The organism is Rhizobium grahamii (assembly GCF_009498215.1).
Classification (GTDB): Bacteria; Pseudomonadota; Alphaproteobacteria; order Rhizobiales; family Rhizobiaceae; genus Rhizobium; species Rhizobium grahamii_A.
The window spans coordinates 1,309,896-1,323,250 of sequence record NZ_CP043499.1 but is presented as its reverse complement, the minus strand read 5'-3'; the positions used below and the strand labels follow the sequence as shown (position 1 = coordinate 1,323,250).

The following is a 13,355-nucleotide window of genomic DNA, read 5'->3' as shown; positions in this document are numbered from 1 at the left end:
AACAGGAGCACGTGATGTCTGAACAAAAGCTAGAGAGCAAACCCAGTCCGATCAGAGACACCCGCGTACTGCGCGTGCTCGAACGAATGAACGAGGAGCGCCGCCAGCCGCGTCGTGAAGCATTTGATGGTGCGTCACGCCACGACGCCGAGGCCTTCGCCGACTTCGGTTTCTCCATCCACCCAGATCAGGGCGATTTGATCTATCTGCTGTGCAGGGCGATGGGGGCGAAAAGGGTGGTCGACTTCGCCACTTCCGTCGGCATGTCCGCGATCTATTTCGCGGCCGCAATCCGCGACAACGGCGGTGGTATCGTCATCGGCTCGGAGCTAGTCAAGGCGAAGGTTGATGTCGCCCGAAGCAATCTCGCGGACGCGGGTCTCTCGGACTACGCGGATATTCGCCAGGGCGACGCCAGGGAAACTCTCGTCGAACTTGGTGGCGAGATAGACTTTGCCCTTATCGATGGGTGGCCACAGCCGGAGGGGCCGTCCCTTGCTCGGCAGATTATCGAAATCGTCGCGCCGCAGCTCAGGGTCGGAGGTTATGTTCTTAACGACAACGCCGAGCCGGACTTTCTTGAATTCATCCGCGACCCGGCGAACGGTTTCATATCGATCACGCTTCCAATCAAGCGTGGAACGGAATTGGCACTGAAGGTAGTCACACCACCGACCGTCGCATAAACCGGTAGCCTGGCGGAGCAAAAACCAAGAGCAATGTCTTCGAAGTACGGCTGTCAGCCGCGGAATTGATCGAGCAAAGTCCTGCAAACTGCGGAACCGAGCTGAAACTACACCGGAGAAATCGAGGTTGCTGAATTCGCGAGAGCTGCACAAAGTGTGCTGCCTTCGTCGTCAGGCATCTCGCCTCAGGCCAAGCGGATCGTCTTGGTGTACGCCGAGACGATCCCCAGAGCTACGTCACCTCGTGCGGCAGGTGGTTTACGAGACAACCTCGTAACCTGCGGCGGCCATAACACGGAGCAATTCCTTGTGCCCCACTTTGGCCATCTCCAACGGCGGGTTCGCAATCGGGTCTTGCTCCGCTTCGACGACGAACCAACCCTCGTAGCCGTATGAGGCAAGTCGCTTTACGATAGCGTCGAAATCGAGGCTACCGTCGCCGGGAACGGTGAACGCACCTTTGATCACAGCATCGAGGAAGCTTTCCTTAGTGCGATCCAAAGCATTGATTACGGGAAGGCGCACGTCTTTCGTATGTACATGTGTGATGCGTGCATGATGCTTGTCGATTACCCTTAGAACGTCTCCGCCAGCAAACGCCATGTGTCCGGCATCAAACAGGAGCGGGAGACCTTGGCCGGAATGTTTCATCAACAGATCGACCTCCTCTTCGGTTTCGATCGGCGCGGCCATGTGATGATGGTAGGAGATCGGCATCCCCTGGTCGGCGCACCATTCTGCGAAAGCCGTCATCTTCCGCCCGTAGTCGCGGATTTGATCTTCGCTGAGCTTCCGTTTCGTAGAAAGGGGAGCATTTCGATCGCCTTGGATCGTTCCTGCCGTCTCGCCATAGACAATGCAGGGAGCATTCACGGCCTTGAATAGCTCCATCTGCTGAGAAATTCGATCCTTTTCCGCTTCGATGTCGCCCTCCAGCAGTAAACCGGAGAACCATCCGCCGCAGACACTAATGCCGTGTTGATCGAGAATCGGCTGCAAAACCTTAGCGTCCATCGGGAACCGTCGACCAGTTTCCATCCCAGTGAAGCCCGCCTGGCTAGCTTCTGCCAAGCATCCCTCCAGAGAAATGTCACTGCTGATCTCCGCCAGATCGTCATTCCACCAGGCGATTGGTGCGATTCCAAGTTTTGCCTTCATTCGACCCTCTCTCCAAACGCGATCAAAGTGATCATGGTCATCATGATCCGCTCCTACAGAATATATGTTGACAGATCAAGAAAATTGCAAAGAATGTTGCGTGACTGCTGTAGCGTGGGGGCGGCATCAACCGAAACAGCTGCAATCGAAACTACAAGGAGGGTGGAGGAGACCTTGCTTGACCATTTTTTGCTAACCTTCAGTCGCGGCGATTAGCCACAAATTCCAACACAACCCGACCAAGAACTGTGTGTTTCCCCGTTGAGCGGGATGCTCAGCCATGCCTGACGCATGCACGAAGCCGACTAGGTCCACGATCAAAGGATTTACTACATGAAAAACAAACTCCGGCTCGGGCTGATTGGATCGGGCTTCATGGGAAAGACCCACGTCTTCGGCTTTGCTGCAGCCCAGAGGGTCTTCGAGCTTCCGTATGACGTCGAACTTGCGTGTATCGCGGATGTGAACCTGCCTCAGGCCGAGGCTGCCCGCAGTGCACTTGGCTTTGCTCAAGCGACGGACGACTGGCATACCATGGTCAGCGACCCATCGATCGACATCATCGACATCACAGCTCCCAACGCTCTTCACAAGGAAATGGCGCTCGCTGCCATTGCGGCTGGAAAGCACGTCTACTGTGAAAAACCGTTGGCTCCCTTGGCTGCCGATGCCCGTGAGATGACCGAAGCAGCAGAACGCGCAGGGATCAAGACACAGGTCGGATTCAATTATCTCTGCAATCCCATGGTCGTCCTTGCTAAGCAGATGATTGCTGCCGGCGAACTGGGAGACATTCGCGGCTACCGCGGTCTTCATGCTGAAGACTACATGGTCGACGAGAACAACCCGTTCACTTTTCGACATGATCCTTCCGGCGGTGGCGCGTTGGCCGACATAGGTAGCCATGCTCTCGCGACTGCTGAATTCCTGCTCGGGCCTATCACGAAAGTGATGGGGGATTGCGTAACCATGATCCACAGCCGCCCGGACGGACGGGGTGGAAACAAGAGCGTCACGACCGACGACGTTACTAGGGCATTCGTGCGTTTTGGGAATGGAGCCACCGGATCGATCGAGGGAAACTGGATCGCAACCGGCCGCAAAATGCAGCACGATTTCGAGGTCTACGGCACGAAGGGAGCGATTTCGTTTACTCAAGAACGATTCAGCGAGCTGCATTTCTACTCGACGTCGGACGCGAAGGGACGCCAGGGTTTTCGAAAGATCGAAGCAGGACCCGACCATGCACCCTACGGCCGCTTCTGCGTTGCGCCAGGGCATCAACTTGGTTTCAATGACCTGAAAGCCATCGAGGTGGCCGGATACATCGAGGCAATCGCAGGGTTGCGATCCGAACCGTTTAACTTCCGCGCGGGCCTGAGAATTCAGACCGTCATAGAGACGATCCAGCGTTCGTCTCGAGAACAGTCATGGTTGACGGTGGAGTAGATGATGCAGGAGGAGAAGCGGGGGCGGACGTCCAACGTTCAACTTCCCAAATCGAGCCGTCCCATACGCATGGGCATTGTCGGAGGTAGTGGCGGCTTCATCGGTCCCGTTCACGCAATCGCGGCTCGCATGGATAATCGCTACCAGCTGGTGGCGGGAGCGTTGTCCTCTAATCCGGAAACAGCAAAGCGGGCTGGGGCGGAATGGTTTCTATCGCCCGAGAGGAGCTACACGAGTTACCAAGACATGGCTCGGCAAGAAGCAGCGCGGCCGGACGGTATCGAGGTCGTTGCCATAACCACCCCGAACTTTACTCACCACGAGATCGCGCGAACGTTCCTCGAAGCTGGCATCCATGTCGTGTGCGACAAGCCCATAACGACGACGTTACAAGACGCAAGGGACTTGGTTCAGCGAGCAGCGGATTCCGATCTACTGTTTGCTGTCCCCCACGCCTTCGCTGCGTATCCGATGGTGCGGCAGGCACAAGCGATGATCGCGAACGGTGAACTCGGAGACATCCGTCTCGTGCATGTTGAGTTTGTCATGGATTGGCTCACTCGCCCGATCGACCAGACGGGCGACGGACAGGCTGCTTGGCGCACGGACCCGAAAAGGTCGGGCCCCGGCGGTGCCATCGCCGACATTGGCACCCACGCATGGCATCTGGCGCAGTTTGTGTCAGGGCAGCGGGTGACGGAGTTGCTCGCAGATATCGATTCCCTCGTTCCTGGGCGCAGGCTTGACGACAACGCGCATGTCTTGCTTCGCTTTGAAAATGGGGCGAGGGGCACCATGATTATCACCCAGGTTGCTCCGGGCAATGACTGCGGTCTCCGAATTCGAGTCTATGGAACCGAAGGCGGGATCGAATGGCGGCAGGACGACGTGGACGTCCTACGGTACACCCCGACCGATCAAGCGCCGCGGCTCCTGTCGAAGGGCAACTCTGGCCTTCTACCCGAATCCTACATGATGACGAGAGTACCCAAAGGACACCCTGAGGGTTACCTCGAAGGGTTCGCGAACGTTTATTCCGAGGTCGCGGTGGCAATCGAAGCAAAGCGGGAAGGGCGACCGGTCGATGTTCCGTTATTCTTCGCGACAGCTGTTGAAGGACTGGCAGGCGTTGCCTTTGTGGAAGCCGCATTGGCCTCGCAAGCCGGCGGCAACGTATGGGTTGATCCCGGTCGCTATATCAGAGGGGACATTCAATGAGCATTGGAATTGGTGTCATTGGGGCAGGGGTGATGGGTGCAGATCATGCACGCATCATTAGGGAAGAAATATCTGGCGCGCACCTGGCGATGGTCGCCGATCAGGACGTTGGGCGGGCGGAGGCAGCGGCAAAAGGTGCCCGAACGACGACCGATCCATCGGCGCTCGTCTATGATCACTCCGTTGGCGCGGTGCTGATTGCTTCGCCTGATGACACACACTTCGGTCTCTTAAAAGCAGCGCTGGCAGCGGGAAAGCCTGTTCTTTGCGAGAAACCGCTCGCCACCAAGTCCGAAGAGGCACTCGAAATCGTTCGCCTGGAAAAGCGGTTGGGTCGCTCGTTGGTCCAAACAGGTTACATGCGACGCTTTGATCCATCATATCGAGCTATGAAGACAACGTTGGCCGGTGGAGAACTGGGCAGGGCTCGCATGTTGCACTGTAGTCATCGCAATGCGTCGGCTCCACCATGGTTTGTCGGCGCGATGCCTGTCACCAATACCTTGGTGCACGAGATCGACATATGCCGCTGGCTGCTCAACGACGAGTTGATTGCTGTAAGCGCGATTCCCACCAAGGAAAAGGACCCCGCGCTGTTTGTTTTCGAAACCGCAGGCGGTACGGTGATTTCTGTCGAAGTCTTCATGAATGCTACCTACGGCTATCATGTGCAGGCCGAGGCGGTATGCTCGAATGGCACCGTCTCGCTTGCCGAGCCAACGACACAACGGCTACGGATCAATGGCAGTGAACAAACCTCTTATCCGCAGAACTGGATTCCCAGGTTCGCTGACGCCTATCGCATTCAGAACCAGAAATGGGTGGCCGCGATCGCAAACGGGACCGTCGCGGAGGGGGCGGCGACGTCATGGGACGGGTTCGCAGCGACTTTCATCGCTGAGCAGGTGCTCGTTGCGTTGGAGACTCGGCAGCGGGTGGAAATCAAGCTTCCTGTCGCGTGAACGTTAGATGCTCTCACTCTCGTCCTAAAATCCTTGGCACCGCGAGCTAGAGCTTCAACGTGAAAGCGTATGGTCCTATTACCACCAGGTCCTTGACAAGGACTTTGCTGGCAGTAATCGGCTCACCTGTTGCTCTCGATCGATTTTTTTGGACTTTACGAGTGGTATCGAAGCGTAATCATCGAACCCGAGCCCGCTGAGGTCTGCTTTGCGCCAGAAGCGGACATAACTAAATGTTCTGTGTTCTGCATAATTTAGAGCTCTTGATTGGCTCGTGCGATGCGGTTACTGCCGCCTGCTTCTCGGTTGTACGCGCATCAATTATCCATGGAAAATTGCGGGCAAGTCGCGTAGCTATACATTGAATACCTACGCTGCTTTGCTGGATGTGATTGCTTTCTGGGGGAAAAATGAGGATATGCGGTGTACAAATTTCCGGAAGCACAGCCAATCTTGCTGTTGTGTCGTCGGACGGCGCGGGCGGAGTTTTGTACCATCCATGCCACACCCGCAAGATCACGCTGGAGGACGAGAAGTCCAGCGACTCTTTGAGAACATTTCTCAAGGCCATAACGGCGTTCGCTCATGAGAACAAGGTCGAAGGCTTTTGTATCAAGCAGCGCGCATCGGGTGGGCAACGTGGCGCAGGCGGGCCGTCGTTTAAGATCGAGGCGTTGGTGCAATTGGTACCCGATATTTCGACCTACTTTGCAAATCCTGTAGCGCTATCGAAATTCGCAAAGACCAACGCCGCCGGCCTTCCAAATGGTCTGCAGAATTATCTGGCAGACGCCTATCGTTCAGGTGCTTACCAACTGAAGAAGCTTGGTGCGATCTAGTGCCATACGATATTGAGGCCTTGCCGGCCAACTTGCGACCGGTGGCAGCTCGATTGAGCGAGAGCATCACTTTCAGCGAAAGCATTACGAAGGGAGCAAATGGTCACGTCCTCATCGGCCACCATAGGCTCCTCGAACGAATGGTTGTCGTAAAATTCTACTACTGGGGTGATGGTGTTCATATCGAGCCAGCAATGCTGGCTCGGCTAGAGTCAGCACATGTTCTCAAAGTCGATCACGCCGAAGCGGTAGACGCGGACGATGCTTTCTTTATCACTCGCTACTGCTCGGCAGGCGACCTAGATGACGAACTAGCTACCAGAGTTTTCGGACCTGTCGAAGCAATCGATGCACTTCTTCAATTCGGTGCAGGGGTAAGCTACCTGCACGGTGAAGGTTACGTCCACCGCGATCTCAAACCGTCCAACTTATTCGTGACCGACGATGGCAGTAGGGTGATCGGCGATTTTGGGTCCGTAGTGCGCATCGGCGAAGATGATGTCGCAAACAGCCTTTCGAAGCATTCTATCATCTATCGCCCTCCCGAAGACTTCGTGGGGAACCAGTTTTATCGGCAAGGAGATATTTACCAACTCGGGATGGTTCTCTATCAGTTGCTGGGAGGTGTACTTCCATATGAGATCGAGAACTGGTTGACCCCGCGGCAAATCGCTATCGGAGCGGCCTTAGACGACTTTGACAGACAGGCCTTTTACAACTCATCGATTGAGGCACTTATCCGCAAAGGTAACGTACTTAAACTCGAAAGTCTGCCACCCTATGTTCCCGACACGTTGAAGCGGGTCATTCGAAAGGCATGCCACTTAGACAAAGATAGTCGCTATCCGACGGCAGCCGATCTCCTCGCGACCCTGAACAACATCCGACGGCGTGTATTCGACTGGCGGATCGACAACGGGGTTTTAACGCTACGCAACCGCAATCGTATATATCGCATTGTACCCGCTGGCAGCCAGTTTCATATCGAGAAACAAGTTTCTGTGGGGTGGCGACGTCAACGCGAGCTCGTTTCGGACACCATCGTTGGCGCGATCACAAATGTCGAGAGGACCATTGCCTAGACTTGATGCGCCGATGTCCGCTTTGGGCCGACAGCAGCCGTTTACATTGCACTGCCTCAGATTGTATTTTGAGTTTCGAACACTAAGGCAGAAGTGACGGAGGGTGTGACGTGGCGCTATTGCGGTATATTTCGATACTTTCTGCTTCGTACTTGTTGGTGGTTCTCCTAAGCAGGGTGATTTTTGGCGAACCACATTGGGGAGGCTGCTTCTTGCTTTTGGCGTTGGCGGAGTTTTCTCGTCTCTTTACGGTTTGGTTCAACTTCGCCTTACGTGGAAAGTAGAACCATCAGGTTGGCCGCTAAGGGCCGGAAGAGGACGTCCGGTTGCGGTCATATCGCAGAAGCGCCGATAGCCGCCGTCAAGCGAACCCGCTGAATGCATCAGCCTCGCTTTGAGTAGCGAAGGTGAACGTGACCAGCTCACTCTCATCGTCCTGACGGATGCCGATTGCAGTGACGATCAATCGAGCGATCTCGTCCTGCGCCTCATGTCCAGACCGGGATGATTTCACAGCCTTCTCGATGGCCGCTGCGAAGACTTCGCTGATCAGGCCGAGTCGCATATTGTGTTTCATGATGATGTCCCGGTCCTCGATGATCGCCGCCTGTTCTTCCTTCGGGATTGCGGCATTTTCCATCGCGGTGATCGTGGCATTGGTCGCGAGCTTGATCGGACCTTCCTGAAGCCACCGCTCGACCATCTGGTCGAACTGATGCATTCGCGCAGCGGGGATTGTTTTCTGGACAGTGATCGACATCTGCATTCCTTTGTCAGCTTCCATTCAAACCGATACACGCTCCAAGGACAGAGGATCGGCTGCCGCAATAAAAAAATTGCCCCGGCAGCGTTTATGGGGCTGAGCCACAGGCTTCAATACATTTATGCTGGAGATCGACCAGTCGAGAGACATGGGGAGCGATCGGGTGGGCGGTTTGATGTCAGCTTCAGCCAACGGGTCTCCTGACGCAGAAGCGCCAGAAGCGGTCATTTCACGACTGCTGCTGCTATGGTTCCATCACTCATAGGCGACGAACGAGATCACGTTCCCGTCCGGGTCACGGACATGGAAGTCAGTTCCACCCCAGGGCTGGCTGGTTGGCTCCTGCGCAAACTCCGCGCCGCGGCCCCGCAGCTCGTCAAACAACCCGTGTACGTCCGAAACCTCAATTGTAGCGAGAATAAGCGAGACCTCGCGTGCCGCCAAACTGGCAAAATTCGGTTTGCTGACACACCGAAGATGCAGGCAGGCCGCGCCGCGCGACACAGAGCCATAATAAGGCGGCGTACCGTGGAGGAAATCGACGTCAAATCCGAGCTTCTCGTTGAAGAATTGGGCGCTCACCGGCACATCACGCACAAAGAGGATCGGAACGACAGACGTCAGGGCAATTTCGCTCATGCAAGTCTCCGCTACGTCGATATCCACTGATTAAGCCTACAGGTCGATTCAAGTGTCTGCAAAGAGGCCGAGCCAAACGAGAACGCCTCGTCCGCAAAGCGCCAAAAGCAGCCATCCTTGAGCGGATTACTTGCAAGTCTGTCGAAATCCTACGCACGCGCAAGCAACTCCGCAGCCGCACGGAAAACAGCAGTGTCTCTTCCCTCGGTGAGCCGCTCGTAGACGGGGCGAAGCAAACCAACTGCCTCGGCGGTTCGTCTCTGTCCTACCCATAGCCGCGCGAGATCAGTCGCCGCCCTCAGCTCCCACGCGCCAGCGCCCTGGCTGCGACTGAGGTCCAACGACTTTCTGAGATATGCCTCCGAGCCGAGGGCGCTCAGTTCCGGTGCAGTCGAGAGGATTTGACCTTTCAATCGCAAAAGTTCCGGGAGATATGAATAGTACCCTTGAGCTTCGATCAGTTGCTCGCTTTCTTCCGAAAGCATCCACGCGTCGGCAAATCGTCCGAGAGCCAACAACCCCATAATTGTCACGAACTGAAACCGGACCGTGAAGAGTTCGAAGCGTTGCCCATGAAGGACTTCGAGTTGTTCCCGGAGTGCCGTGACACCGGCCGCAGCTTGGCCACGACGGATTGCAATCTCGGCCTGGTAGGCCTGCCCCATGGATAGATAGGGGCCGAAAGCCTGGGTCTCCGCGCGAGCGATGAAAGGGATCAAATGCTCTTCGGCGACATCGAGATCACCGATCCAGAGGAGTGTCGCGATCGAACTCAAGGAGATAGCGAAAGAGACGGGATGGCGCATCGTCTCCGCATCTTTGAAGCATTGTCGGATCACCGCGCGCGCCTGATCGACGTTGCCCTGCAGCCAGAGGTTCGTAGACCATCCGATTCTCGCCCACGTATAGTGATCGAACCCGTAGTGCATCTGTTTGCTGGCTGCAAGTAGTCCTGGTCCAACAACCGGTGCCAAGGTCGCATGGGCCTCCTCAAGGCGTCCGATCAGACAATACGAGAGACCAAGGAGTGCCTTGGAGAGCGTGGATGCCGCCGGATTGTCGAGTTGGCTCGCAATTGCAGAGCAACGTTCGGCGTAGTCTAGACACCGGCGGAACTCCCCGCTCCGCAAGTGGAAAAAATGGATCGGGCCGTGCAGCCGAGCGGCATTCAACTGGTCGCCTCGAGCTTGGGCGATCTCCAGACTTCTGTTCAGCGCCGAAGACGATACTTCGTTGTGGCCTTTCATGAACATGACCGAAACGCCGAACGCCGCCTGAAGCTGCATTTCCTCAATGCCGCCGCGCGTTGTGTCGTCCAACGACTGTAGGGCGCGCTCGGTCCAACGCTGGCATTCGGGAAGCAGGCCCATGGCACGGAAAACTGGGGCGACCGAAGCAACGAGGCGAACCCCTAAAGATACGTCGCCTTTTCCTCCGAAGCACCATTCCAGGGCACTGCGGACATTGTTGATGGCGTTAAAATGCGGCGCTCGCTCCATTGGGGTGGAGAGCGACGTCCACTCGCTGCCGTTCTGATCAAACCAAAGACGGCAGTAGGCGGCATGCCGCCTCGCCAGTTCTTCCCGCTCGTCTTCCTCGCTGAGTTCGACCACATAGGCGCGCGTGGTGTCGAGCAGCCGATAACGCATCATCGCGCCGATCGGGCGAGCGGCCACCATCGACTTTTCCACCAGACTGTCGATGGCGGCAAAAACGGAAGCGCGCTCGAGAGTTTCGTCGGCCACCACGTCCAGAGCGGCATCAAGCGGGAAATTGCCTACGAATACTGCGAGTCTGCGCAGAACCGCCCGCTCGGTATCGGACAAAAGTCCGTAGCTCCAATCGAGGGTCGCCTGCAGCGTTTGATGGCGCGGCGGGGCGGTGCGCAATCCCTGCCACAAGTGCGTCAGCCTTTGATCGAGCAATGCAGCCGTCTGTTCGAGACCGTAGGTTTCGACGCGTCGAGCGGCGAGTTCGATGGCTAGCGCAACCCCGTCCAGCTTTCGGCAAATGTCAGCGACAATCGAGGCTTCAGCCTCGTTTCCCTCTAGCTGGGCACCGCCTGCTATCGCACGCTCGACGAATAGCTGGACCGCCGGATACTCCTGGATAGCTGCGGTGGCTTCCGGCGGACAAGCCAGCGCATCCAGCCGATAGATGCGTTCATCATTGATCCGTAGTGCTTCCCGACTCGTCGCGACAATGTGCACCTGGGGAGCCGCGTCGAGGATTGATGAAGCAATAGTGGCGATCGCCTCCACGAGGTGCTCACAGGTATCAAGGATCAGCAGAAGGTGTTTGTCTCTGAGAAACCTGATGACATCGGGTGTCGCGTCTTCGGCTTGGACCGGGAGCCCGAGCATTGCGGCGATTGTCGTCGCCGCAAGCTTTGGATCGGAGATAACACCCAAATCTACGAACAGCACGTGTCCGGCGAAAGCCTCAGCCGCCTGATGGGCAGCGGCAATTGCCACCGTCGTTTTTCCGACGCCTCCCGGGCCAACAATCGTGACGAGCCGCGAGCCCGTCAGTTGCGCCCCCAATTTCATAACGTCGACATCCCGGCCAACCATGCGGCCGAGCCGCTGAGGAAGGTTGGCATGAGGAAACGATCCGTTCGGTGCCCCAGTGTCGTTATCGTCGGAGAGTGCCTGTTCAGTGGGAGCGACAAAACAGTAGCCTCTCCCCGCAAGCGTGGCGATGTAGCGCGCCCCATCGTGGCCGTCGCCAAGGGCTTTGCGCAGCCCGGCCATATGGAACCGAAGACTTCCCTCCTCAACGATGGCATCCGGCCAAACCCTGTCCATCAGCTCCTTTTTGCTGATGATTTCGTTCGGAGAACTCACGAGCGCTATAAGAATCTCGAGGGCGCGCCCTCCCAGCTCCACCCGGATGCCCTCTCTGGTCAGCATCCGCTCGCTTACCGCCAGTTTGAACGGCCCAAAGCGAATTCGTGTGTTTTCCCCAACTGCTGCGGTCGCCATGACTTTCCCTCAAGCCGACGTTTTTACGCTGGCGGACATTAGTCCACCGGTTCGCTCTGTGCCACTACGCGAAGGTATAGGACATTGCACAACACAGGCGAAGCGTGAACCGCACTAATTGTTAGTGTGCTTCGCCGTCGATTCCTAACAGCGTCTAACAACGCATAACGAGCGTTCATCCGCCTCCCGCCGTAGGTTTTGGACAGCACAAAGGTGCAGCCGAAACGAAAACACAGGAGACGGCCATGCATACGAAAGTTATCGAAGAAGTCGATCAGGACCGCCGCAAGTTTCTCGCTGCCGCTTCGCTGGGCGTCGCGGTCGCTAGCACCGGTGCGCTTCTGCCCTCCCATTTGCTTGCCGCCACACCAAGCGGAGACGGTATTACGCCATTCAGGGTCCATTTCTCGGACGAAACGCTCAAGGACCTCCACCGCCGGGTTGCCGCCACACGTTGGCCAGATAGCGAGACAGTCAAGGACCACTCTCAGGGCGTACAGCTCGCTACCATCAAGAACCTCGCCGACCACTGGGCCAAGCACTACGACTGGCGCAAAATCGAAGCGAAACTGAACTCCTACCCGCAGTTCACGACGAAGATCAATGGCCTGGATATTCACTTCATCCATGTGAAGTCCAAGCATGAAAACGCTATGCCGATCATCGTCACCCACGGCTGGCCGGGTTCGATCATCGAACAGCTCAAGATCATCGAACCGCTGACCGATCCGACAGCACACGGCGGCAGCGCCGATGATGCCTTCCACGTCGTCATCCCGTCGCTTCCGGGCTACGGCTTCTCCGGCAAGCCGACCGAGCCTGGCTGGAATCCGCCACGTATCGCCAAGGCCTGGGCCACGCTGATGCAGCGCCTCGGATACACGAATTATGTCGCTCAGGGTGGCGACTGGGGCAATGCCGTTACCGAATTGATGGCCGTCCAGGAACCCGCCGGTCTTCTCGGCATCCATACCAATATGGCAGCAACCGTTCCGGCCGACGTAGCCAAATCGCTGTCCGCCGGCACCCCGCCTGCCAACCTCACGCCTGATGAAAAGCGTGCGTGGGACCAGCTCGACGATTTCTACAAGAATGGTCTGGGTTACGCCATCGAGATGAATAACCGGCCGCAGACGCTCTACGGCATCGTCGACTCGCCGATCGGCCTTGCCTCATGGATGCTCGACCACGATATCCGTAGCTATGACATGATCGCTCGCGTTTTCGACGGCAAAACGGAAGGCCTGACGAAGGACGACATACTCGACAATGTCACGCTCTATTGGCTGACCAATACGGCAATCTCTTCTGGCCGTCTTTATTGGGATAATGCCCACTTCCCGTCTGGTGGCTTCTTCGACCCACGCGGCATCAAGATACCGGTCGCGGTCAGCGCCTTCCCTGACGAAATTTACCAGGCTCCTCAGAGCTGGGCCGAAAAGGCCTACCCCAAACTCATCTTCTACAACCGGCCTCCCAAGGGCGGCCACTTCGCAGCCTGGGAACAACCCATGCTCCTGACTGCCGATCTGCGCGCAGCCTTCAAGCCGCTTCGCAAATCGATCTGACCAGAGC

Annotated in this window: 11 protein-coding genes; 7 read left to right on the top strand and 4 right to left on the bottom strand. The window is 56.8% G+C overall.

All coding sequences use genetic code 11. The annotated features are described in order from the left end of the window. Positions 1-14: 14 nt before the first annotated feature. Complete coding sequence (locus FZ934_RS24905) at positions 15-686, top strand: O-methyltransferase (protein WP_153273482.1); 672 nt, start codon at positions 15-17, stop codon at positions 684-686. A 258-nt stretch (positions 687-944) separates the two neighbouring features. On the opposite strand, the gene iolE is transcribed toward FZ934_RS24905, so the two are convergent. Then, on the bottom strand, positions 945-1,844 hold the full coding sequence (gene iolE, locus FZ934_RS24900) for a myo-inosose-2 dehydratase (RefSeq protein WP_153273481.1): 900 nt from the start codon (positions 1,842-1,844) through the stop codon (positions 945-947). 333 nt (positions 1,845-2,177) lie between these two features. Here iolE and FZ934_RS24895 point away from each other — a divergent pair, with 333 nt between their 5' ends. From FZ934_RS24895 to FZ934_RS24875, 5 genes are all read left to right on the top strand, one after another. Then, the gene (locus tag FZ934_RS24895) at positions 2,178-3,293 is read left to right on the top strand and encodes a Gfo/Idh/MocA family protein (RefSeq protein WP_153273480.1); all 1,116 of its coding nucleotides are present in this window, start codon (positions 2,178-2,180) and stop codon (positions 3,291-3,293) included. Positions 3,294-3,296: 3 nt separating this feature from the next. After that, complete coding sequence (locus tag FZ934_RS24890; RefSeq protein WP_153273479.1) at positions 3,297-4,511, top strand: Gfo/Idh/MocA family protein; 1,215 nt, start codon at positions 3,297-3,299, stop codon at positions 4,509-4,511. Beyond that, entirely contained in the window at positions 4,508-5,473 is a 966-nt protein-coding gene (locus tag FZ934_RS24885; protein WP_153273478.1) for a Gfo/Idh/MocA family protein, read from the top strand. The genes FZ934_RS24890 and FZ934_RS24885 overlap by 4 nt, the downstream gene beginning before the upstream one ends. A 410-nt stretch (positions 5,474-5,883) precedes the next feature. Continuing rightward, positions 5,884-6,312, top strand: coding sequence for a DUF3010 family protein (locus FZ934_RS24880; RefSeq protein ID WP_153273477.1), 429 nt, complete (start codon positions 5,884-5,886; stop codon positions 6,310-6,312). A gap of 53 nt (positions 6,313-6,365) precedes the next feature. Beyond that, positions 6,366-7,394 (top strand): serine/threonine protein kinase, encoded by a 1,029-nt coding sequence (locus FZ934_RS24875; RefSeq protein ID WP_194273825.1) that lies wholly within the window; start codon positions 6,366-6,368, stop codon positions 7,392-7,394. A 361-nt stretch (positions 7,395-7,755) separates the two neighbouring features. Here the strand turns inward: FZ934_RS24875 and FZ934_RS24870 are convergent, their stop codons facing one another. From FZ934_RS24870 to FZ934_RS24860, 3 genes are all read right to left on the bottom strand, one after another. Further along, on the bottom strand, positions 7,756-8,154 hold the full coding sequence (locus FZ934_RS24870) for a hypothetical protein (protein ID WP_194273824.1): 399 nt from the start codon (positions 8,152-8,154) through the stop codon (positions 7,756-7,758). A 258-nt stretch (positions 8,155-8,412) separates the two neighbouring features. After that, positions 8,413-8,796 carry a glyoxalase superfamily protein gene (locus FZ934_RS24865; protein WP_153273474.1) on the bottom strand — a complete coding sequence of 128 codons (384 nt, stop codon included), beginning with the start codon at positions 8,794-8,796 and terminating at the stop codon, positions 8,413-8,415. Positions 8,797-8,945: 149 nt separating this feature from the next. Further along, positions 8,946-11,780 carry an ATP-binding protein gene (locus FZ934_RS24860; RefSeq protein ID WP_153273473.1) on the bottom strand — a complete coding sequence of 945 codons (2,835 nt, stop codon included), beginning with the start codon at positions 11,778-11,780 and terminating at the stop codon, positions 8,946-8,948. A gap of 245 nt (positions 11,781-12,025) precedes the next feature. Here FZ934_RS24860 and FZ934_RS24855 point away from each other — a divergent pair, with 245 nt between their 5' ends. Further along, positions 12,026-13,348, top strand: coding sequence for an epoxide hydrolase family protein (locus FZ934_RS24855; protein WP_153273472.1), 1,323 nt, complete (start codon positions 12,026-12,028; stop codon positions 13,346-13,348). Positions 13,349-13,355 lie beyond the last annotated feature (7 nt).